Below are 23,840 nucleotides of genomic sequence, written 5' to 3'. Positions count from 1 at the left end.
AAATTTTAAATATTAATCAAGTAAATTGCAAGTTAAAATCCGATAAGAATTCGCTTACTAATCAATTTCTGGTGCATGAGCTACTGGTAATTTGTCAAAATAACCTTTTTTATTCACTTGACGACCACGAGCAATACCCATATCGTGTGAATCAATATTATCTGTAATTGTTGATCCGGCAGCGATAAATACATGATCACCAACTTCTAGTGGTGCAACTACATTAGATCCACTACCAATAAATGAATGATCACCAATGTTGGTATGGTGTTTATTAACGCCATCATAATTAACAAAAACGACGCCGCAGCCGACATTAATATCTTTACCTAAAGTGGCATCCCCGACATAAGTCAAATGACCAACTTTAGTACTCTTACCGATAGTTGCATTTTTAATTTCTACAAAATTACCGATATGAGCAGCTTCACCAATATGTGCTTGAGGACGTAAGTGACTGTATGGTCCAATGTTACTCATTGTTTCCATTTCAGAATCTTCAAGATATGATGACGTAACAGTTACCTTATCATGAATAATACTATCAATAATTTCAGAATGAGCACCAATGACACAATCTTCACCAATGACTGTATTACCTTTTAAGTAAACGCCTGGTTCTACAATTGTATCTGAACCAATTTTAACATTATATTCGATGTAAGTCGTCTCAGGATCAACTAAAGTCACACCATTGCGCATATGTTTTTCGTTAATCCGGCGTTGCATAACTTTAGTTGCAGCAGATAAAGCCACACGATCATTTACACCCATTGATTCAGAGAAATCTTTCATGCGGTAAGCTGCGACTATCTTACCTTGTTTTTTAAGAATTTCCATAACGTCAGTTAAGTAATATTCACCTTGTGCATTATCATTTGTTACTTCATGTAAAGCTTCAAATAAAGTTTTATTATCAAAACAGTACACACCTGTGTTAATTTCTTGAACATTAGCTTCTTGAATTGTGGCATCTTTTTGTTCAACAATTTTTTCAACAATCCCAATATCATTACGAATAATTCGACCGTAACCCGTTGGATCTTCTGCTTGTGCTGTTAGAACAGTTGCAGCAGCACCTTTTTCTTTATGATATTCAAATAATTCACCAAATGTTTTGGCAGTAAGTAACGGTGTATCACCATTAGCAATAATGGTCATACCCTCTTTATCTTTTAAGATTTTTTCTGCTTGAAGGACAGCATGACCAGTTCCCAATTGTTCTGCTTGAAGAACATATTCTGAGCGATTGCCTAACGTTTCTTCAACCTGCTCAGCACCATGTCCCACAATAGTAACAACTTCATCCATATTATTTGCTTCAATTTCCGATAAAACGTGGTCAACCATTGGACGCCCAGCAATCGGATGTAACACTTTATATAGTTTAGATTTCATTCTTGTACCTTTACCGGCAGCAAGAATAATGGCATATTTAGCAACTGTCATTAGATAGTCTCCTCCAATTATATTCTAATATTCTACCTTAATAATAGCTTAAACCCGTATGCGTTGCAAGATTTCGAATAAATATGCTTACTTTATTCGAAATTAAAAAACACTTGATTTTAAATTATTATTGGAATTTTCTAAAAAAAACTTAATGTTAAATTTAACATTAAGTTTTCATATAAATTATCTATTAACTTTTTATTTTTTAAATGTTTTTGTTAAATAATTTCCTTCACTAACATGAATGGTTTTGTCTGTATGATTAATTTCATCAACTTTTAACAATGAACTATAATCATCAACAATTCGGTCACCACTAAAGGCGCCCTCAGCGAAAACGGAAATACCGACTAAGTTTGCTTCAAACTCTTCGATTAAACTCTTCATTCCGTTAACTGTGCCGCCACCCTTCATGAAATCATCTACGATTAATACGTTAGCACCACGTTTTAAACTACGCTTTGATAATTCCATTTTTTCAATACGTTCACTCGAGCCAGATACATAGTTAACACTAACGGTTGAACCCTCGGTAATTTTTGAATCGCGACGCACAATAACAAATGGCACATTCAAAAATGTTGAGACACTTTGTGCGATGGGTACACCTTTAGTTGCAACTGTCATAACGGCATCAATTTTTTGGTCTAAGTACTCTGTTGCAATCAAGCGTCCTACTTGACGTAAAACGTCAGGACGGCCAAGTAAATCAGATAGATAGACATAGCCACCAGGTAATAACCGATCTTTTTCTGATAACTCCTCAGTCATTGATTCAATAAATTCACGTGCTTCTGCTTCATCAATAGATGGAATAAAACGTGCACCGCCAGCTGCGCCAGGAATTGTTTCTAGCGTTCCCGTGCCTCGCTCTCTAACTGTACGTTTTACAATCGCAAGATCTTCACTGATTGATGATTTAGCTGATTCATAGCGTTTTGAGAAATACGTCAAAGAAACCAACGTATGTGGTCTTTCTAGCAAATAACGAGTCATATCAATTAATCGATCGCTTCTTCTTGTTTTCATATATATATCAGGCCTTTCTTTTAAACATATCTAGTATTCAAAGTGTGATTTTCATTATAACCCGTTTTACCGAATAATAACAGTAAAATGCCAAAATATAATTATTAACGTTCGGTTTTTAATGATTTTCTAATAAAAAAACAAGCTATTTTTAAAAGTAGCTTGTTGATTGTTAATATTCGGTTTTATTTTTGTTTATTAATTTGAAGTCTAACGGATATAACTTTAATAATACTGCATATAATGAAAATCGTAATGAATAATAGCGTAATCGTTGCGCCAGGCGGTGTATTAAATTGGTAAGATGACATTAATCCGCCAACCATCCCTATTACACCAACTATCACACCAATTATAATAACCAGATTAAAGCTACGACCCAATCGCATTGCAATTGCTGCAGGTAAAATCATAATTGCAGAAACGAGTAGTGCCCCGGCAATTGGCATCATTATAGCAATCGTCACACCTGTAACTGCGTTAAAACTAATTGACATCAATCTAACCGGTAACCCTTCAGCAAAAGCCGTCTCTTCGTCAAAAGTTAAAACATACATTGGCTTTTTGAATAGTAGGAAGAGAACGACAATTAATACAGTTAAAATTGCTAAAATGATAACCTGCGCTGAACTAATCGTCACAATTGAACCAAATAAATATTGCTGTACACTCATTGAACTGGCACCTTGATTTAAACTCATTAAAACTAAGGCAATTGATAGTCCGGCAGACATCATAATGGCAATTGAAACTTCTGAATACGTACGGTATAAATTGCTTAAAAATTCAATTAAAACTGAGGCAATTAAAACCACAATCAGTGTGGTAATTGTTGGATTAATATTAACAAACAATCCTAACGCGACCCCTGCTAACGAAACGTGTGACAATGTATCTGCCAAAAGCGATTGCCTTCTTAAAACTAAGAATAATCCCAATAACGGCGTAATTACTGCCATTAAAAGTGAAGCAATTAAAGCTCGTTGCATGAATCCATCGAGAAACATCTCCATTGTGAGTCCTCCTTTCTAACTAATTTAATGTGACGATCAATATATTCTGAAACATCTTCATGATCATGCGTTATCATCAAGATACCTTTATGATGCGTATGGGCTTCATGTTGTAATAATTCGTAGAAATCGTGACGCGATTGTTCATCCATCCCTGTTGTTGGTTCATCTAAAATAAATAAATCAGGATCTGCTGCAAAAATACGGGCTAAACAAACACGTTGTTTTTGACCACCAGATAATTCACCAATTTTATGATTCTTAAAGTTCCACATATTAACTGTTTCAAGTGCTTTTTTTATATGTTCATGATCATTTTTATTCAGACGTCTTAACCAACGATTTTGTTGGTAACGGCCTGATGCTACTAGTTCATATACTGTTGACGGAAACCCCGCATTAAATGATGAAATCTCTTGTGGGATATATCCGACACGTAATTTTTTATTATCTAAATTAGTTTTAGAAATTTCAGCAGTTCCTTTAGCCGGATGTAATAGGCCAAGTACATTTCTAATTAAAGTTGATTTTGCAGCACCATTTTCACCAGTTAAAATGACAAATTCACCCGAATCAATGTGGAAATTAATATCTTGTAAAACAGGTTCTTCATCGTAATAAAAGGTAAGATCTTTGACTTCAATATATTTCATCTATTCTCCTTATTTAACAACCGTTTTTAACGATTTTAAATTATCTTGCATAACTGAAAGGTATGTTTCTCCATTTTCGATTTGAACTTTTGATAGTCCTTCAATTGGATTCAATCCTTTAACCTTAATATTTGTTTCTTTAGCTAGCATATTCGCAATTTTACTAGAATCATTAGATTCAGTAAAAATGGTATCTACATGATACTTTTTAATATACGTTTGTAGCTCTGCCAAACGTCTTGGACTAGGTTCTTCATCCGAAGAAATACCCGCAACCGCAACTTGCGTTAGTCCATATTGTTTTGCCAAGTAAGCAAATGCAGCATGTTGCGTAACAAATGTTTTATTCTTAGCATTTTTAAATGTCGTTTTATATTCTTGATTTAATTCCGTTAATTTTTTCAAATAAGCATTTGTTCGTTTTACATAATACTTTTCATTTTTAGGATCTTGCTGAATTAATTCATTTGAAATGTTTTTAACCATTTTTTTTGCGTTTTCAGGATTTAACCAAATATGAGGGTCATAATTATTAGTCGATGAAAATGAACTTTCCTCTTCTTTATTAGCTAATTCAGCCTCTTCACTTTTCAATTCTTCGTTCTCATCAATCATTTTAATTGAATGACTAGAATTTAAAATCTGCGTTTGTTTTTCATCAATACTTGATTTCAAACTTTTAACCCACGTTTCCATATTATTACTACTATAGATAAAGATATCTGACCTCGCAATTTTACTAATATCCTTTGCACTAGGTTCGTAATCATGCGGTTCTGTCCCGGCAGGCATCAACATTGTTATATCTGCGTTATCGCCTGCAACTGCCTTAGTAAATTCATACACTGGGTAAAATGTCGTGATAACCTGTAATTTATTAGACTCTTTCTTAGTTGCCCCTTGCCCACACCCGGTCAATACAACAACTAACATCGTGAGTACTATGCTTACTAAAATTAATTTTTTTTGCATGGTTTCTCCCTCATTTTTTCAAATCGTAATCTAAATAGTAATCAATACCATTACCGACAAATATTAGAATATCATTTTAGGTACAGCTACGTCAACTTTTTTAAGTGTCACTACGGTGTTAAGCTGTCATTCGTATAAGTTCATCTTGTTATAATAACTGTATTTAAAGTCGACCTGTCAGCAAGTGAACCGTTTCCAATTTAAAAGTGAACTATATCATTAGAATTAAATATAATTTACTATTAATATCTTGCGCGCAAAAAGACGCAACATCATAACTAACCATTAGTTACGATGTTGCGTCTCATTATTTTATCTGGTAACTCTTATTTTACTCTAGAATATCTTGATATAATTCTAATCCTAGCCTATTCATTCCCGGAATCTGCTTATCTTCAGTTCCCGATTCTGACATCGCCACAACTATAAATGCCTTTTTATCTTTTTCTATAATGGCAGCATCATTTTGAATACCATATTCGTTGTATTCGCCTGTCTTATTATAGACTGTAACACCAGTTGGTAAGGACGATGGTAATTTAGTTAGATTTTTATTTTCTTTTAGTAAATCTAGCATTGCCTGATCCGATTGGTTAGACACTAATTTATGATTATACATTTTTTTAAGAATTTTACCCATATCTGTTACTGACGTTTTATTATCGATTCCTGAATTAAGGGCATCTGTATCCATCATTTTTCTTTTAATTGTTGTATTAATTGCGCCTAATTTTTTAATTTCTGTATTAATTGAAGCAAATCCACCAAGTTTATCAATCACAATATTTGCAGCAGTATTATCACTGTCATCAATCATTTTTTCTAATAATTCTTTATATGACAATCTAGTACCTGCGCTCATATTCTGGATTTCTCCCGTTCCACCGACCTTATCCGATTCTGATAAAACATAGCTATCCTTTAGGTTGATGGTCCCTTCTTTTTCCATAGAATAAGCTGTAATTAAAATAAATAATTTAATCATGCTGGCTGATCCTTGCGCATGATTATTTTCAACTACCGGTGCACTACCATCTGTTAACGAAACGTAGACCGAATTTTTTCCATCAACGTCATCCATATATGTTGCAATATCATTCTTAATTTTAACTTTATTTAGTACTAAACTATTTTCTGAAGATTGCGTTTTTTCCGATGTTTTCTTTTCTTTTGAGCTAGATACTGCAGTAGTTGTTTCCTTCGTCGGTACACTATCTTTGTGCGTTAACTTTCCAGCTATAAGATAACCGCCACCCGCTATAATAACAAGTAAAATAATTCCTAAAACTATTTTCATCGGGTTGTTATTTTTAGCTCGTTTTTCTGTTATTTCATTGTTTACTATTGGCGCTGCTACTTTATTAGTATCTTGCGCTTTCGGATTAAATTTAAAGCCACAATTATTGCAAAATTGATCCTCAACCTTATTTGCTATGTTGCATTGCGGACATGTTTTCATAGGAGCAACATTTTTATTTTCTAACGGTTGCCCACAATTATCACAGTATAATGCATCATTTTCATTCTGAGACCCACATTTCGAACAAATTTTCATATCTTCACCTCGTAATTTTTAGGACTTTAACTTATCCTTCATTACATCCCTATTTTTTCTATATATGTACTCAATATCTGTTACTCATAAACTAACTATCAACACTTATGTTTCCTCCATACCTTTCCCCAAATATGGCTTTTATTCTCCCAAAGACAATCCCCCATTTTCTTGCAAATTAGATTAATCTAACACGCTACATTAAATCATGTCTTAGTTATAAAGTTAACCTATATTAGGTAGTATGTAAATAGAAGGATGCGTTCTTAACTAGTCGCTTAATTAGTCATTATCTCCAATTTTTTAATAAAAAAAAGTGCTATCACAAAGTGACAACACTCTCTTCCAACAATAGCTGTACTAAATCCACTAATCTTTAATTTCTGCACCCAGAGAATCCTTAAAATGTGACAGTGCCCATACATGTCCAGCTTGATTAAAACTAGCTGTCGCCTTTTCATGAATGACAATCTTATAGCCCAAATTATATGCGTCAATTGCGGTATGCAAAACACAAATATCTGTGCAAACACCAATTAAATGCACTGTTTCAATTGACCGAGCTCGTAATCTTAAATCTAAATCCGTTCCCGCAAAAGCACTATATCTCGTTTTATCCATCATATAAACATTTGATTTATCTTTATGCGCCTGATACCAAGGCTCCAACTCACCATAGAATTTACGACCGTTTGTACCTGCAATATTATGTGGTGGAAATAAATTAGTTTCTGGATGAAATGGGTCATTTTCATAATGAATATCAGTTGCTAAAACAACATAATCACCTTTTTGTTCAAACTCATTCATTAATTCTATCACTCGAGCTTCAATCTCTTGAGCAGGTTTTCCCGCCGTTAAGTGTCCATCTGTCGCTACAAAATCATTTGTATAGTCAATTTCAATTAAGGCTTCCACAAGTTGTCCCTCATTTTCAGTTGTATTTAATGCCTTCAACATAACAAATTATGCTAATTATCGCAATAAAATCAACTTAACGGTCTCACTAGGTAGACCTCTTCACAGAAACCTTTTAAACTATTGTAGACGTGCTGTGCTCGACTTTTTTTACGACATATCGCAAATACAGTTGGGCCTGATCCACTCATTTCTGCTGCATCTGCCCCAAATTTTATCATTTTTTCTTTTAAACGTGTAATTTCGGGATGACGTTCAGCTGTAATCGGTTCAAGCGCATTACCTAGATTATCAATTATGGCATCCATATCGTCGTCCTCAATTGCATTCACAACGGCGTTTACATTTGGATGAGTGAGTCGCGTATAATCAATTTGTCTAATAATAGTTGGTGTTGAAACACTAATCTTAGGTTTTGCAACCACTAACCAAACAGGGGGTAAGTCTTTTAAAATAGCAATCTTCTCACCACGACCCGTTACATGAGCCGTTCTACTATAAACGCAGTAAGGCACATCAGAATCAATTTTTAAACCAATTTTTGCCAACTCTGCTAAAGATAAATTGAGTTTCCATAATTGATTCAAAGCACGTAAAACGGCTGCTGCATCTGATGAACCGCCACCTAGCCCAGCAGCAACTGGGATTTGCTTCTTGATATGTATTTGGGCACCTTTTTTAATCTGAAATTTATCCTGTAAAATTTTTGCTGCTTTATAGGCTAAATTTCGGTGATCACACGGTAAAAAACCACTATCAGTTTCCACTGTAATGTCCGTTCGATCGTCTAGCGATTTGATATGTAAGTAGTCTGCTAAATCAACTGATGTCATCACCATTCGCCATTCTTGTTCACCATCTTGATGGTTAAATGGGGTGTCTAAACTCAAGTTGATTTTAGCTGGGGCTTTTTCACGAATCTCCATGTTCTCACCTAATCCTATAAGTCCTTAATTAACTCTAATTATACTAATTATTTCTAAAAATAAAAGCCTAAGTTAAGATGTTCTAAAAACATCCCTACCTAGGCTTTTATACTTATTTTTAATCTTCAAAATCAATTTCAATATTTTTTGTTAATACGTCTGTGTAGCTATATGAAACGCGCTCGAATGAATTCTCATCTTGGTTTAAATCGACTACAAAAATAGCTGGGAATGTTTCGCGTAAAATCCCTTTACGTTCTGTAGTTTTCTTTCTACCGGCTTGAGCAACTACCGTTAAATTTTTTCCGACTTGGGCATCTAGCGTACCTTTGATGCTGGCTAAAGTTTCTGGCATGATGGGCTTCACCTTCTTATGTGAAACATCATACCATAGTTTCACAAGATTTGCAATTATACCACATCGAACATCAGTAGTTCAATAAGAAGTTAATTAAATTTCTCTTCTACTTTGATAAGATTGTTAGATAAAACAATAAATTCATGAATACTTAGTTTTTCAGCACGAATTTGAGCAGAAATTTCTGATGCATCCAATGCTGCTTGTAACGCTTCACGAATTTCTGGTGTTTTACCATAAATTGATTGTAAATTATTCCATAAACTTTTACGTCGATGTTGGAAACTTCCTTTAACTAATTTAAAGAAGACCTTTTCACTAATTGGGCGTTCAACGTCGCCTTCTTTTTGATTCAAAACAATAATAGCTGAATCAACATTAGGTTGTGGAATAAAGACGGTTCTTGGAACAACGAATGCGACTTCAGCATCCATTTCATATTGAACGGCTACCGTTAGTGATCCATATGTACGACTACCTGGATCAGCTGCAATTCGTTCTGCCACTTCTTTTTGCATCATAACAACGATTTTATCTAATTTAACCGCCGTTTCTAGTAAATGCATGATAATGGGCGTTGTAATGTAATAAGGTAAATTAGCGACTAATTTTAATGGATGCTGTCCATCAAAATGTTCTTCTACTAACGCTGGTAAATTAGCTTTTAAAATATCTTGTTCCACGATATCAACATTATCATATGGACTTAGTGTTTCGCCAAGTACAGGAATCAAATTTTGGTCAATTTCAATTGCTAAAACATGATGTGCACGTCTTGCTAATTGTTCAGTCAATGACCCAATACCAGGTCCGATTTCGATAACGTCATCTTCAGCCGTAATATCTCCGGCGTCCACAATATTCATTAGTACGTTTTTATCTGTTAAAAAATTTTGGCCTAAACTCTTTTTAAAAGTTAAACCATAAGTTTCCATAATTGCTTTAGTTCTAATAGGTGAAGCAATGTCTGGCACATCATTGTTAGCCATGTTTTTCCTCCGTTATTGTCTCGTTAATTTCTTGCAATGCGTCGACGAACTCTTCTGGTGAAATTTGAAATAGTTTCAATCGATTGTATAATTGTTTTCCATTTGTGTAACCAATTTTGAGATACTCACCTAATTTTTCACGCTTAGCTTTGGCATCCGGTCCGGCAATCAATCCTGCCGTTTGTAAATCCTCTAAGCTGATCAATGTTTCGCCATCAGGCATTTCTGTATACAAATGATCTAGCGCTTCACGAATCGCTTCAACTGAAGCATGTTCAACGCCTAAACTCCCTTTATGATCTGGGACAGCTTCACTTTTTTTCAGAAAAGCATGCTGTACATTTGGAACGCGTGCTGAAATAGTTTTACGAATTTTTTCACCAGAAAAATCAGGGTCCGTAAATACAATTACGCCTCGAGTTTCTTGCAACAGTTCAATTTGATCTAACGTTTCGTCACTAATAGCTGAGCCACGTGTTTCAATCGTATCTGCATTAACAGCTAAATGGATACGTTTTGTGTCATCGCGACCTTCAACTACGATTACTTCTCTAATTTTCTGCATATTACCCTATCCTAAATAAGTTTTCGGCATTTTTAAATGTTGCCGCTGCCATATCAATACTTGAACTCTCTCGAATTTTTGCGACAGCTTCCAAGACGTATCTTGTGTATCCTGGTTCATTGCGCTGACCTCTATAAGGTTCTGGCGTTAAATATGGTGCATCTGTTTCAATTAAAATTCGGTTGCTTGGTGTCACTTTAACGGCTTCATGAACTTCTTTAGCACTATTATAAGTCACAATACCACTATAGGATAAATGCATCCCTAAGTCTAAGAATTTCTCTGCCCATTTTGCATCACCATTAAAGCTATGCATAATGCCACCAATATCACGAATATCAGCTTCTTTCAGGATTGTATAAACATCCTCAAAGGCATCTCGATTATGAATAGAAATTGGTAATTTTAACGCCTTCGCAATCTCAACCTGACGTTTGAAAACTTTTTTCTGCGTTTCAATTGGAGACGTATCCCAATGGTAATCTAGGCCCATTTCACCCATTGCGACAACTTTTGGCGACTGTAATTGTTCTATCAAAACTTCTTCAGTCTCCGGTGTGTAGGTTTTTGCCTCTTCTGGATGCCAACCAATTATAGAATATAAATTAGGATAGCTTTTTGATAGTTCTAGTGATTTCAAAATGCTTGGTTGATCAAATCCAACAATTGCCATTTTAGTCACGTCAAATGCTTTTGCACGCTCAATAACTTCAGGAATTTCCGTTGTAAATTCATCAGAATTAATATGTGTATGTGTGTCAAATATTTCCAAGGGATACCTCTCCTTTCTAGCAGTAAAATGAAGAAGGACTAGAGCAAAACCAAGTTTTGTTTCCAGTCCTTACTTTATTTAGCCTACAATTGCGCCATTTTTAATATCTTCATCAACGGTAATTAATTTCAATTTACCATCGTATTCTACAGATAGAATCATTCCTTGGCTAATTTCGCCTTTCATCTTACGCGGTTTTAAGTTCGCAACAATCACAACTTTTTTTCCTAATAAGACATCTGTTTCAGGATAAAACTCTGCTACACCAGACAAGATTTGACGATGATCAGGATCACCAGCATCTAATCTAAATTTCAATAGTTTATCAGCATTTTGTACTTTTTCAACTTGAATAATTTCAGCAACTTTTAATTCATTTGGCTCAAATTGATCAAATGTCGTTTGAGGTAATGTTAAGTTTAGAGCCACATTTTCTGGATTCCAATCTAAAGAATCCTCTGTATCATTAACTGCCATTGCTTTACGCCCTTTCTTCTTATCTGAAACTGTCATTTGATCTTTAATATAGGCAATCTCTTCTTCAACATCTAAGCGTGGGAAAATAGGCGTTCCTTTTTCAACAACGACGCTGTCCATTGGGAAATCAGAGTAGTTTAATTCTTCAATAGCCATATCTGCCGTGTCTAAACCTAATTGTTCAAAAATTTCTTTAGGTGCATGCGTCATAATAGGTTGGATTAAGACAGCAATCACACGTAAACTAGCTGCTAAATGTACCATAACACTATCAAGTTCAGCTTTACGTGCTTCATCTTTAGCTAAAACCCATGGTTGTGTTTCATCAATATATTTATTTGTTCTAGCAACTAATTTCCAGATAGCATTTAATCCATCTGAGAATTCCATTTTATCCATTAATTCAGTATATTCCGTAATTGTATCTTCAGCTGTTTGACCTAAGTCTCCATCAAATTCAGTTACGTTACCCTTTAATGCTGGAATTTTACCACCATCGTATTTGTTAATCATCGCAACAGTTCTATTTAATAAGTTCCCTAAATCATTAGCTAAATCAAAATTAACACGTGAAACAAAGTCTTCTGGTGTGAAGACACCATCATTACCAAATGGTACAGCGCGCATTAAGTAGTAACGGAGTGCATCCAATCCATAGCGTTCTACTAACATTTCTGGATAGATAACGTTACCTTTTGATTTAGACATTTTACCGTCTTTCATTAACAACCAACCATGACCAAAAATTTGTTTTGGTAAAGGTAAATCGAGCGCCATCAAAATAATTGGCCAGTAAATCGTATGGAAACGCACGATTTCTTTACCAACCATTTGAACATCTGCAGGCCAATATTTATCAAATAGTTCAGTATCATCTGAACCATAACCCAAGGCTGTAATATAATTTGCTAAAGCGTCAATCCAAACATAAACAACATGTTTAGGGTTACTTTTAACTTTTACGCCCCAGTTAAATGTCGTTCTAGATACAGCAAGATCTTCCAAACCAGGTTTAATGAAATTATTTATCATTTCATTTTTACGTGATTCTGGTTGAATAAAATCAGGATGATCTTCATAATATTTTAGTAAACGATCTGCATATTTACTCATTTTAAAGAAATATGATTCTTCTTTAACTAATGAAACTTCGTGACCACTTGGCGCTTTACCACCAACCATTTTACCGTCATCATCACGGAAAACTTCAGCCAACTGTGATTCTGTAAAGAATTCTTCATCAGAAACAGAGTACCAGCCTTCGTATTCTCCTAAATAAATATCGCCTTGTTTAAGTAATTTATCGAAGATATATTGCACAGCTTTTTCATGTTGATCATCTGTTGTTCGAATAAATTTATCATTTGTAATTTCAAGGGTTTTCCATAATTCTTTAATATCACTAGCCATACCGTCGACATAAGCTTGTGGTGTTGTCCCTAATTCTTCAGCTTTTTGTTCGATTTTCAAACCATGTTCATCTGTTCCCGTTAAGAAGAAAACATCATATCCTTTTTGGCGTTTGTAACGTGCTAAGACGTCACACGCAATTGTTGTGTATGAATTTCCAATATGTAATTTACCAGATGGATAATAAATTGGTGTTGTTAAATAAAATGTGGGTTTTTCTGTCATTTTTTAAGACCCTTTCCGTATCGTATTTCATGTGTTTTTTAACATTCGTTCTGTATAAACTCCTTAACAGTATATCATAGTTTTCAGCCGATTTTAAGCAATAAAAAGAGACAGTCCGTGAGTTTAACATAGACTATCTCTTTTAAAATTAGCGTGCATATTTTTGAAATTGACGAATAATCATAATTTCTTTTTCAGATAGCTGTCCATCTAAAATGGTAATTAAAATCCGCCCAACCCGTCTTGGATCTTGTTTCAGTGCCGTGATACTAAACGTTATCGCCGCAACCATCAACGTTAGTAGTAACCCTTCACCTTTTGTGAAAACTGTTCCAAATAACGTTATTGGATTTCCACCAAAAAAACTAGAAAAACCAAAGTAAAACAGAATGAAGTCAAAAAACCGCTGAAAATAAGTTAGCCATTGTAATCTAGTCTTTAGATTATTTAATCGAGTAAAAATTTCACTGTGTTCAATCATTTTACAACAGTCCTTCACTATAATTTAATTTTAAAATCAACTAATTGTGAACCATTAAAATTTGTCAAATATCGATGAAATTCATCCTTTAAAATATAGGGTAACACAGGAACTAAATCAGGTGTTAGTCCGACGTTTTGCTTATTCAAAGCCCATTCAACTGGAAAGTCTGCTAAAATACCTTCTCGTGTTCTTTGTGGATATTGTTTTCCAAATGGTTGTTGTAAAGAGATATGAAATAACGCTATTGTAGCTTGATATTCGTCGTCCACTGACCATTCAAGATAACCCGTTGGTCTACATTGAGAATCGGTAATTTTGATTCCTGTTTCCTCATATAATTCACGAAGCATCCCTGCAAGTTCAGATTCTTGTGGTTCACGTTTACCACCAATTCCATTCCAAAGACCAACATATGGTTTTTTCAAACGATTTAATAATAAAATGTTGTTTCCAGCTGTGATAACAGCTAGATTATATTTTGCTAAATCAATCATTATTCAGCAGTTCTAACTATAAAGCGCATCTTAATTGTTTGCATTAATTCTAACACTGTCATATCGTACGTACGTAAAATAACCTCTTTTGAATCCGCATTTCTAGGTACTGTAATAACAAATGCATTTTGTTGATCATTCTTTTGAATACCAACATAAGCTGACGCAAAATTAACATTACTTTTAAATTCAGAATGCATAATATCAAACAATTGACGTACTTCTAATTTTAATTGACGTTCACTGAAAACTGGTGTTAACGTTGCAAACGTATTTAAGTACATTTTTGGTAATTTCCACGCTTCAAGTTGTGCATCGAAGGCTTTAAATAAGGCAACCGTTGCTCGGCGAGCTTCAAAAGGTGCACGTAAGTCATTAGATGTTAAGATTTCCAATAATTTAAGTGCAGCATCTGTTGCGATAGGGTAAAATTCTAAGAATTTTTCAGTAATTTGTTCCATATCTTCATTTTGAAAGAACACCAAAGCATCTAAAAGTGTGATTAATCGGTACATTCCCCATTCATCTGGGCCGCTACCTTCTTTAGGTTCAGCAGTCACTGTTGCCAAGATTCCTTGATAGAATAATTCTCTAATATTATCATCAATAAACCCATTTTCTTCTTGTAATCTAAAAATAGTCCCATGTAAAACCGTATCATAAAGTTGAACAGCCGTCGCATTGATTTTATCGTCGATATTAAAATCATCCGTTGTCATTTTTAACATTAATTCAGGTGCCTGATTAAGTTGCAAGAAAAAATGGAATAGTTCATGCGAAATCAAGTAATCAGGTGCTGTAATATCAGTCACATTAATAATGAAATTTCCATCTTCTAACCGAGATTCTACTTGTTGATGCTTAATAAACCCAACTTTTTCGCCACCATATTGAATTTTAATTTCTCCATCAAATTGTTCTTTAATTGTAGTAATTAAATTTTGTGTATTTTGGTGTAATGTAATCTCAACCATTTAATTATCCCCTTTTTTTCTTAATTCATTTAGTTTTTTTGTTGCAACCTCTGTATCTGGTCGATTCTCATTTTTTAATAACTCAGTTAATTGTGCCACTTCTTCGTCTACAGCGCCAACTTTAACTGCCAGTGATTTTAGTTGAAGACCCATATGTCCCTTTTGAATACCCTCAGAAACAAGTGCTTTAAGTGCCGCTAAATTTTGAGCTAACCCAACACTTGCAACCAAACTAGCAAGCTCTTTTGCTGATCGAATACCCATCATTTTTTTATTAATTTGAACCATTGGGACAATATCAATCGAACCCCCAACAACTCCTATGGGCATTGGTAATTTAATTATGCCAACTAAATTATCACTGACTATCGACCATTTCGTCAAGCCACGATACTGGCCATCTTGGCTAGCATAAGCATGAGCACCTGCTTCAACGGCACGCCAATCGTTTCCCGAAGCAATGAGAACCGCATCAATCCCATTCATAATACCTTTATTATGTGTGACGGCACGATATGGGTCAAGTTGAGCCACTCGACTTGCTGAGACAATTTTCTTAGCTATGTGTTCACCACTAATTTCTGCAGAATCTAACAACGTAAAAGGAATTGAGCAGCTTGATTCAACTAATGAATCTGTTGCGTAGTTGGATAGAATACTCATAAGGACGTCTTGTTTAAACTGTGTTTGCAGCGTTTCACCAACTGCCTCCATCATTGTATTTACACTATTAGCGCCCATTGCTTCTTGAACATCTACTGCTAAATCTACCGAAATTAGATCAGCTGCTAGTTTTCGAACTCTGACCCAACGTGCGCCACCGCCTCGTTTTACAAGTGAAGGACGAGCAGCATTCGCTATTTTAATTAAATTCAATTGTTGTTCATTAATTTGGTTGATAACGTTATCCGCATCATCAATATTTTCTAAAATAACTTGACCTATCATTAAGCGTGATTTAATTTTTGTTGTAAATCCACCCGCAGATGCAATTATTTTTGCCCCATTATTATTTGCCGCAATTACAGAAGGTTCTTCAGTTACCATTGGGACCGTCATCTTTTTTCCATCAACTAAATAATTAAACGCAATACCTTCTGGCAAGGTAAAATCTGCTATATAATTTTCAGTCATCTGATCCCCTAATTCATGATTAAGAGCATGCGTTTCTATTTCTAATTTTTCATCATCTGAAATAAGATTGTCATTTAATAAGGTTATTAATCTATCATGCCATTTTTTTTGATAAAATTTTATAAATTTTGTCATTACCTTAGTCCTTTTTGTTGTTTTTACTTTTAGTAAGAGAAATAATTGGTTTCTTAGCTTATTTTACGCTATTATAGATAGATAATATATTACTTTTAAAAAAAGGGGCGTACTAAAATGAAAAAAATATTAAGTCTTGCCAGTGTGTTATTGATTGCTCTTGCTTTAACCGCCTGCGGTAAATCGAAAGATACAGCATCCGATGTAACACAAACAAAGGGTACATTAACAATCGGATTAGAAGGTACTTACCGCCCTTATAGTTACCACGATAGTAACAATAAATTAACTGGTTTCGAAGTTGATCTTGGTAAACAATTAGCTAAAAAAATGGATTTAACGCCTAAATTTATCGAATCAAAATGGGATTCATTAGTTGCAGGATTAGATGCTAACAAATACGACGTTGTTTTAAACAACGTTGGTGTTACAAAAGAACGTCAAGATAAATACAACTTTACATCACCTTATATTTATTCAAAATCAATTTTAGTCGTCAAAAATAATAACTCTTCTATTAAAACGATTAAAGATATTAAGGGTAAAAAGATGGCACAAACGGTTACAAGTGAAAATGGAGCCGATGCTGAACGCCTTGGTGCTGATGTTGTCTCAACAGATGATTTTGCAAATACAATCAGTTTAATCCTAGATGGTCGGGCTGATGGTACCATTAACAGTAACGATGCTGTCTATTCATACTTAAAAGAAAAACCTGATACGAACATTAAAACAATTTCAACAGGTTCTGAAATTCCAGCATTAAAAGTTGCTGGCTTAATCCAACAGGACAACCCAAAATTACAAAAAGAATTAAACAAAGCACTTAAAGAATTACGTGCTGATGGCTCATTATCAAAACTATCAAAAAAATATTTTGGTAGCGACATCACAAATAAATAATTCCAAAAGGACTGGTGCAAAATCCATTTTGTCATCAGTCTTTTTTTATTAATAATAGATTAAGAGAGGTTCCGCGTTTATGAAACTTGTTATTGATTCACTCCCAACCATTTTAGAAGCTGGAATTCGCTACACTATCCCTTTGACGATAATTTCATTCGTTATCGGGATCATCATCGCAATTATCACCGCACTAGTTCGAATATCAGATATAAAAAAAGGCAGTACCTTCACCCAAATTTTAAAAGGGATTGGTAAAGCATTCTTTTCATTCTATGTTTGGATTTTCAGAGGAACGCCTTTGATTGTGCAATTATTTATCCTATTTTATGGACTACCTAGATTACCAGCACCTTATACAGTTGAATTCGGCGCATTCAGTGCCGCTGTTATTGTTTTTTCATTAAACGTTGGTGCTTATGCATCGGAAACAATTCGTGCAGCTATTCTATCAATTTCAAAAGGTCAGTGGGAAGCTGGTTACGCCATTGGTATGACACACACAACCGTGTTATTTCGCGTTATTTTACCACAAGCAGCACGGGTCTCACTTCCACCTTTATCAAATAGTTTCATTGGTTTAATAAAGGATACGTCATTAGCCTTCTCAATCACGATTGTCGAAATGTTTTCCGTTGGTCAACAAATTGCGGCAAGAACTTATGAACCTATGACCTTATACTGTGAAGTAGCGGTCGTTTATCTAGTCTTTTGCTCAATTTTAAACGTTGGTCAATATTATCTAGAAAAAAGAACATCGCGTTACATTAAAAATAACTAGGAGGTCTTAACTTTGATTAAATTTGAAAATGTTAATAAATACTTCGACCAACATAAAGTCTTAAAATCGTTGTCATTTGAATTACCAGAAAACGAAACAACCGTCATCGTTGGTCCTTCTGGTTCCGGTAAATCAACCTTATTACGCTCATTTAATTTATTAGAACAACCCGAAGAAGGTCTCTACTCATTAGATGATAAAAAGATCGACTTTACCCAACCAATCAGTGAAAAAACAATTTTGGAAGTTCGTCGTGAAACAGGTATGGTTTTCCAAGACTATAACTTATTTCCTCATTTAACTGTTTTGAAAAATGTTATGGAAGGACCCCTTCACGTTTTAAAGGAACAAAAATTAATTGTTGCACAACGCGCTGAAGAACTTTTAGAATTAGTCGGTCTTTCAGATCGTGCTAATTACTATCCAAGCCAGTTATCTGGTGGTCAACAACAACGTGTAGCTATTGCTAGAGCAATGGCAATGAATCCTAAATATTTATTATTTGATGAACCAACTTCTGCACTAGATCCTGAATTAGAAGCAGAGGTTTTAAGAGTTCTACTTAAGTTGGATATAGAAAAAAAATCAATGGTTATCGTTACTCATAATATGGCCTTTGCAAAAGCTGTTGCCAATAATATCATTTTTCTAGAAGATGGCAATATCTTATTTAATGGTTCACCAGACGAATTTTTCAATCACCCTACAGAACGCATTCAAAAATTTTTATCAGCAATGACATTCGAAGATATTTTACCAAAATAAAAAGACATCAATTTTTGATGTCTTTTTATTTACCTAATTTAGTTGTTAAATAACCTTCTCGGACACCACTTTCAGAAAAAATGACACCAACAGAATTTAAATATTGTCCCAGAACAACAACTGGTGCAATTCCACCTACAATAATATCCGCACGGTTAGAAGCTATACCACTGACTTGTGCACGCTTTTTAGTCGTCAAGCCTACCAAGTCCTCAAAAGTTAATGAAACTGCCTTACGTGACAATTGATAGCCATTAATTGCCTCCGTATTAATTAGCTTCTGTTTTTTGCGGTTTAAACGTCCAATAATTCGATTTGAGCCGCCAAGTAGTACGAGGGGCAACTCCATTGCTTCCTTCAACCACTCCAACTTTTGAAAAGCGGTCACCAAGTACTCCATTAACTGAAATAATTCTTTACTCGTAATCTGTTCATTTTTTAAATATTTTTCGGATAAAGTCACTGCACCAAATGGCAAACTCACAAGATGTACCACTTTTCGATTAACCACATGGATTAATTCACTGCTTGCGCCACCTGTATCCAAAATCAAGCAATCATGAATTGGTAAGGCTTCCATTACACCCATATAATCGTAATAAGCTTCATCATCCCCACTTAAAACTTCAATATCAGCACCAACTGCCTCTTTAATTCGACGTAAAAATTCTTTTTGATTTCGAGCCATTCGTACAGCTGCAGTGGCAATTCCATGTACAGCAACCGGTCCATAAATATCATATTGTTTTTTAAAACTAACTAAGGCTTCAATTGTCCTAGCCATCGCATGTTCCTGTAACACTCGGGATTTCCCCATCCCTTCAGATAATCGTGTTTCCGATTTTAAACGCTTAATTTCTTTAAATTGTCCATTATCAAGTTGTTCGTTAATTGATAATCGAACCGAATTTGAACCCAAATCCAATAAAACAAACTTTTCCATTATTACTCACCTCATACTAAATCAAAGAAACGTTTCACAACCGAACTAGTTAAAATAATTAATTCCAATCGCATCTCTAACTTCGTTCAATGTTTGGTTTGCAACAGCATTAGCTTTATCACTACCCGCTTTTAACATTGCATAAATGGCTTCAGGATCTTTAGCTAATTCAGCTCGTCGTTCACGAATTGGAGCTAACTCAGCTTCAAGTACTTCATTTAAATAACGTTTAATTTTAACATCGCCTAAGCCACCTGCTTGATACTGGGCCTTAAGTTCGGCAACTTTTTCAGTATCTTTATCAAAGATATCAAGATAAGTAAATACCATGTTACCCTCAACTTTACCTGGATCTTCAACATGAATATGATCTGGATCTGTATACATTGACATTACTTTCTTCTTCAATGTCTCCGCATCATCGGCAAGGAAAATCCCGTTTCCTAGTGACTTACTCATTTTTGCATTACCATCTAATCCAGGTAAACGTCCTTGCCCTTTTGGAGGGAAGACACCTTCTGGTTCAACAAGAATATCTTGTTGATAAATTGTATTAAAACTTCTAACGATTTCGCGTGTTTGTTCAATCATTGGTTCTTGATCATCGCCAACAGGTACAACTGTTGCTTTAAATGCTGTAATATCTGCAGCCTGGCTAACCGGATAAACAAAAAATCCGGCAGGAATACTGCGTTCAAAATTCTTTTGTTGAATTTCAGCTTTAACTGTAGGATTACGTTCCAAGCGAGAAACAGTTACCAAATTCAAGTAATAACTTGTTAGTTCCGTTAATGCAGGAATTTGAGATTGAACAAAAATAGTTGATTTGTTTGGATCAATACCAACCGCTAGATAATCTAACGCTACTTGAATTAAACTATTTTTAATTTTTTCCGGATCACGTGCGTTATCTGTCAAAGCTTGTTGATCAGCAATCATGATGAATATCTCATAATCACCAGAATTTTGCATTTCAACACGATTCTTTAATGAACCGATGTAGTGCCCGATATGTAGTTTCCCCGTAGGTCGATCCCCTGATAAGACTACTTTTTTTGTCATATTTACGCTCCCTTTCTATCTATAAAAAAAGTCCTATTGTTAGTAAATAACAATAGGACGACTGTCTCGTGGTACCACCTAAATTGCAGAATAAAATTCTGCCACTTACCGATAAGGAGGTTACCCAAAATTCTCATATATCCAATTCAGTCCGCCACCATACCTTCCAGCAAAATCAGTATGTCCCTGTTCTAGTTGGCGTTCCTACTTCGCAATAATCAATGAATTATCTATTAGTGTAAGTGTAGCGTGTTCAACAGAAAAAATCAAATAATATTAAATACTAGACGAATATTTCAAAAACCTTTAAACTAGGTCAATAGTACAAAGGGGGCATTAAGATGTCAGAAGAAGAAATCGAACAAAATAGAGTTGATTCAATTATTACTGAAATTAATCACCAATCTATTAAAACAGCCGAACTATGTGAAAAAGCACATAAAGAAACCTCATCAGTTGAAAAAAACTATGTAGATAATGCCAAAATCAATACTTTTGAAGTTGATGATAGAATTGAAACGAATGCCGAAGTGCAACAACAGAAACAATTGGTCGCCACGACTATCCAAACTGAAGAAATATTAGAAAAACAGGTTCATACTTTAAAACAATTAGGCGATTCACCTTATTTTGGACGTATCGACATCCAAGACGATGGCGATCCAGAACAGGAACAACTCTATATTGGTCTAGCCTCTCTAGTAGATGATCATCAAAATTTTCTAATACATGACTGGCGTGCACCTATTTCAAGTATTTATTATAACGGCGCATTGGGTCATATTTCTTATAAGACACCACAAGGAACTCAAATGACAGAATTATCCAAAAAACGTCAATTTCAAATTAAAGAAGGTAAAATCCTATCGATGTTTGATACCAATGAAACAATTGGCGATGAATTATTGCAACAAGTTTTAGGCGAACAAAGTGACACACAGATGAAAAATATTGTTTCTACAATTCAACAAGAACAAAACACAATTATTCGAGATACAACAAGTGACTTATTAGTTGTCCAGGGGGTTGCCGGAAGTGGGAAAACATCCGCTATTCTACAACGTATTGCATTTCTACTCTATCACTCAAGAACATCACTAAATGCGGATCAAATTATATTATTTTCTCCAAATCTACTTTTCAGTCACTATATTTCCGATGTACTACCTAGCCTGGGCGAAAAGAACATGAGACAAGTCACGTTAGCCGAATTCTTCTCTAATCGTTTTCAAGGATTAAAGGTTGAAACCTTATTTGAAAATTATGAGTCAAACAATAAACATGCTTCATCTGATTTAAGAGGTAATGCACTTTTAAAAAAAACAATTGAAAATTACTTAAATGCAGTAGATTCATCTGAATTAGCCTTCACAGATATCATTTATGAAGGTATCCCGTTCTTTAAAAAAGAAGAAATCGCTAATATATTTACACATCTACCACATAATATGTTGTCATCAGATAAATTTACCGCAACAAAAAATACACTAACAAAACGATTAAAAACTAGAATTGCCGAAATGGCAGAATCTGATTGGATGCGTGAAGAAATTGATTCGTTATCTGATTCTCAATATGAAACATATTTAAGTGATTATGAACGCGATGAATTTGATAGTATTGATAAAGAAATATCATATATTGGTACCATTATATTAAAAGATCGCTTTAATATTGTATATGATGCGATTTACAATAATTATTTTATTGATATTTATGAGCAATATGCTAAATTCCTTGAAATTACAATTTCAATAGAAGAAAAAAAATCATTCCAATCAAACTTAGAGCTTCATAAAATCACGTTATTAGATGCCACACCACTACTATTGCTACGAGACTTACTAACGGGTGATGGTCAAAATAGAAATATCGAACATCTTTTTATTGATGAAATTCAAGATTACTCTCCGCTGCAACTCTTATATTTAAAAAATTGTTTTCCTAACGCTAAATTAACACTTTTAGGAGATAGTGAGCAAGCTTTATTCTATGATTTAATCTTACCAGCTAAATTTTTAGAAAATTTAAATCATATTTTACAAGTTAAAAAAACTAATTTAATTATTTTAAATAAAAGTTACCGATCAACATTTGAAATTACTAATTTTGCAAAATCATTGCTACCAGACGGAAATAGCATTGAATCATTCACACGTCATGGCGAATTACCTAAAATATACTTTAGTAAAACCCGGGCTTCTGCACTAGCATCTTTAATAGCCCTAATTAAAAATGGTGATACTAATAACCAACCAGTAACTATCATCACTAAAAATTTGGCTGAATGTAAATTACTATATAGTGAACTCAGATCATTAGTAAAATTAACAATGGTTACAGATGGCGACAGAAAAATTCCAGAAGAAACAATAATATTACCTATTTATTTAGCTAAAGGCTTGGAATTTGATTCTGTTATTGCTTTTGATATTTCAAAAAAAAATTATATTTCAAAAAATGATCTTGGTACCCTTTATACTCTTTGTTCACGAGCAATGCATACCTTAACTATCTTTTCCATTGAGTCACTATCTCCGTTGCTTACGAATTCCATAAATAATTCTAGTGTTTTGATTGTTTAAATTTAGGTTGATTTATTTTTAATATTACTATAGACTTTTATAGTAATGCCGCTTTAGCTCAGTAGGTAGAGTATCACCATGGTAAGGTGGGGGTCACCGGTTCAAATCCGGTAAGCGGCTTTTTATTTTACAATCGCATAAAAAAAGGACATTAACAATTATGTTAATGTCCTTTTTTTATTTATTATTAGCATGGCAACGTCCTACCCTCGCAGGGGGCGACCCCCAACTACTCTTGGCGCTAAGAAGCTTAACTTCTGTGTTCG

The 23,840-nt window shown here is 34.4% G+C and carries 22 protein-coding genes, 1 tRNA gene, 1 rRNA gene and 1 pseudogene; 5 read left to right on the top strand and 20 right to left on the bottom strand.

The genetic code is table 11. From position 1 onward, the window contains the following. Nucleotides 1-57: 57 nt before the first annotated feature. The 17 genes and pseudogenes from glmU to AC1RP1_RS05935 all read right to left on the bottom strand — a co-directional run. Entirely contained in the window at nt 58-1,449 is a 1,392-nt protein-coding gene (gene glmU, locus AC1RP1_RS06015; protein ID WP_481761788.1) for a bifunctional UDP-N-acetylglucosamine diphosphorylase/glucosamine-1-phosphate N-acetyltransferase GlmU, read from the bottom strand. 201 nt (nt 1,450-1,650) lie between these two features. Then, entirely contained in the window at nt 1,651-2,481 is an 831-nt protein-coding gene (purR, locus tag AC1RP1_RS06010) for a pur operon repressor (protein WP_409021938.1), read from the bottom strand. A gap of 185 nt (nt 2,482-2,666) precedes the next feature. Further along, nucleotides 2,667-3,494: a metal ABC transporter permease gene (locus tag AC1RP1_RS06005; protein WP_481761789.1), complete on the bottom strand. Its 828-nt coding sequence runs from the start codon at nt 3,492-3,494 to the stop codon at nt 2,667-2,669. Beyond that, nucleotides 3,455-4,147 (bottom strand): metal ABC transporter ATP-binding protein, encoded by a 693-nt coding sequence (locus AC1RP1_RS06000; protein ID WP_481761790.1) that lies wholly within the window; start codon nt 4,145-4,147, stop codon nt 3,455-3,457. Before AC1RP1_RS06000 ends, AC1RP1_RS06005 begins: the two co-directional genes overlap by 40 nt. 9 nt (nt 4,148-4,156) lie before the next feature. Continuing rightward, nucleotides 4,157-5,119: a metal ABC transporter substrate-binding protein gene (locus AC1RP1_RS05995; RefSeq protein ID WP_481761791.1), complete on the bottom strand. Its 963-nt coding sequence runs from the start codon at nt 5,117-5,119 to the stop codon at nt 4,157-4,159. 331 nt (nt 5,120-5,450) lie between these two features. After that, nucleotides 5,451-6,674 (bottom strand): serine hydrolase, encoded by a 1,224-nt coding sequence (locus AC1RP1_RS05990; RefSeq protein ID WP_481761792.1) that lies wholly within the window; start codon nt 6,672-6,674, stop codon nt 5,451-5,453. Between the two features lie 369 nt (nt 6,675-7,043). After that, nucleotides 7,044-7,634 (bottom strand): cysteine hydrolase family protein, encoded by a 591-nt coding sequence (locus tag AC1RP1_RS05985; protein ID WP_481761793.1) that lies wholly within the window; start codon nt 7,632-7,634, stop codon nt 7,044-7,046. A gap of 29 nt (nt 7,635-7,663) precedes the next feature. Continuing rightward, nucleotides 7,664-8,518, bottom strand: a complete 855-nt coding sequence (ispE, locus tag AC1RP1_RS05980) for a 4-(cytidine 5'-diphospho)-2-C-methyl-D-erythritol kinase (RefSeq protein WP_481761794.1) — start codon at nt 8,516-8,518, stop codon at nt 7,664-7,666. A 118-nt stretch (nt 8,519-8,636) separates the two neighbouring features. Then, nucleotides 8,637-8,873 carry a Veg family protein gene (locus AC1RP1_RS05975; RefSeq protein ID WP_409021932.1) on the bottom strand — a complete coding sequence of 79 codons (237 nt, stop codon included), beginning with the start codon at nt 8,871-8,873 and terminating at the stop codon, nt 8,637-8,639. Between the two features lie 92 nt (nt 8,874-8,965). Further along, entirely contained in the window at nt 8,966-9,865 is a 900-nt protein-coding gene (gene rsmA, locus AC1RP1_RS05970) for a 16S rRNA (adenine(1518)-N(6)/adenine(1519)-N(6))-dimethyltransferase RsmA (protein ID WP_409021931.1), read from the bottom strand. Beyond that, nucleotides 9,858-10,430, bottom strand: coding sequence for a ribonuclease M5 (rnmV, locus tag AC1RP1_RS05965; RefSeq protein ID WP_409021930.1), 573 nt, complete (start codon nt 10,428-10,430; stop codon nt 9,858-9,860). The genes rsmA and rnmV overlap by 8 nt, the downstream gene beginning before the upstream one ends. 1 nt (nt 10,431) lies before the next feature. Continuing rightward, nucleotides 10,432-11,202, bottom strand: coding sequence for a TatD family hydrolase (locus AC1RP1_RS05960; RefSeq protein WP_481761795.1), 771 nt, complete (start codon nt 11,200-11,202; stop codon nt 10,432-10,434). Between the two features lie 78 nt (nt 11,203-11,280). Next, a complete protein-coding gene (gene metG / locus AC1RP1_RS05955) occupies nt 11,281-13,314 on the bottom strand; it encodes a methionine--tRNA ligase (RefSeq protein ID WP_481761796.1) in 2,034 nt (677 codons plus the stop codon). Between the two features lie 148 nt (nt 13,315-13,462). Further along, the gene (locus tag AC1RP1_RS05950) at nt 13,463-13,795 is read right to left on the bottom strand and encodes a hypothetical protein (RefSeq protein WP_409021927.1); all 333 of its coding nucleotides are present in this window, start codon (nt 13,793-13,795) and stop codon (nt 13,463-13,465) included. A gap of 17 nt (nt 13,796-13,812) precedes the next feature. Further along, complete coding sequence (locus tag AC1RP1_RS05945) at nt 13,813-14,292, bottom strand: NUDIX domain-containing protein (RefSeq protein WP_481761797.1); 480 nt, start codon at nt 14,290-14,292, stop codon at nt 13,813-13,815. After that, a complete protein-coding gene (locus AC1RP1_RS05940) occupies nt 14,292-15,266 on the bottom strand; it encodes an IpaB/EvcA family protein (protein ID WP_481761798.1) in 975 nt (324 codons plus the stop codon). The genes AC1RP1_RS05945 and AC1RP1_RS05940 overlap by 1 nt, the downstream gene beginning before the upstream one ends. Next, nucleotides 15,267-16,538, bottom strand: a pseudogene (locus AC1RP1_RS05935) (hydroxymethylglutaryl-CoA reductase, degradative); the annotation flags it as partial. Between the two features lie 114 nt (nt 16,539-16,652). Here AC1RP1_RS05935 and AC1RP1_RS05930 point away from each other — a divergent pair. The 3 genes from AC1RP1_RS05930 to AC1RP1_RS05920 all read left to right on the top strand — a co-directional run bounded on the left by AC1RP1_RS05930 (nt 16,653) and on the right by AC1RP1_RS05920 (nt 18,984). Then, nucleotides 16,653-17,438 (top strand): transporter substrate-binding domain-containing protein, encoded by a 786-nt coding sequence (locus AC1RP1_RS05930; protein WP_481761799.1) that lies wholly within the window; start codon nt 16,653-16,655, stop codon nt 17,436-17,438. Between the two features lie 79 nt (nt 17,439-17,517). After that, nucleotides 17,518-18,219: an amino acid ABC transporter permease gene (locus AC1RP1_RS05925; protein WP_481761800.1), complete on the top strand. Its 702-nt coding sequence runs from the start codon at nt 17,518-17,520 to the stop codon at nt 18,217-18,219. A 12-nt stretch (nt 18,220-18,231) separates the two neighbouring features. Next, complete coding sequence (locus AC1RP1_RS05920) at nt 18,232-18,984, top strand: amino acid ABC transporter ATP-binding protein (RefSeq protein ID WP_481761801.1); 753 nt, start codon at nt 18,232-18,234, stop codon at nt 18,982-18,984. A 25-nt stretch (nt 18,985-19,009) separates the two neighbouring features. Here AC1RP1_RS05920 and AC1RP1_RS05915 read toward each other — a convergent pair whose 3' ends face one another. Next, nucleotides 19,010-19,927 carry a Ppx/GppA phosphatase family protein gene (locus tag AC1RP1_RS05915; protein ID WP_481761802.1) on the bottom strand — a complete coding sequence of 306 codons (918 nt, stop codon included), beginning with the start codon at nt 19,925-19,927 and terminating at the stop codon, nt 19,010-19,012. Between the two features lie 45 nt (nt 19,928-19,972). Beyond that, nucleotides 19,973-20,989: a tryptophan--tRNA ligase gene (gene trpS, locus AC1RP1_RS05910; protein ID WP_481761803.1), complete on the bottom strand. Its 1,017-nt coding sequence runs from the start codon at nt 20,987-20,989 to the stop codon at nt 19,973-19,975. 341 nt (nt 20,990-21,330) lie between these two features. Here trpS and helD point away from each other — a divergent pair, with 341 nt between their 5' ends. Together helD and AC1RP1_RS05900 are read left to right on the top strand one after the other, a co-directional pair. Further along, nucleotides 21,331-23,574, top strand: coding sequence for an RNA polymerase recycling motor HelD (gene helD, locus AC1RP1_RS05905; protein ID WP_481761804.1), 2,244 nt, complete (start codon nt 21,331-21,333; stop codon nt 23,572-23,574). Nucleotides 23,575-23,621: 47 nt separating this feature from the next. Continuing rightward, nucleotides 23,622-23,694 (top strand) — tRNA-Thr (locus AC1RP1_RS05900). Between the two features lie 70 nt (nt 23,695-23,764). On the opposite strand, the gene rrf is transcribed toward AC1RP1_RS05900, so the two are convergent. Continuing rightward, a 5S ribosomal RNA gene (gene rrf, locus AC1RP1_RS05895) occupies nt 23,765-23,840 on the bottom strand; the annotation flags it as partial.

The sequence above is a fragment of the Dellaglioa sp. CoH-56-MRSF-13 genome (assembly GCF_056782095.1).
The sequence above is the reverse complement of the archived record's forward strand: the minus strand, read 5'-3'. Positions and strand labels throughout refer to the sequence as shown.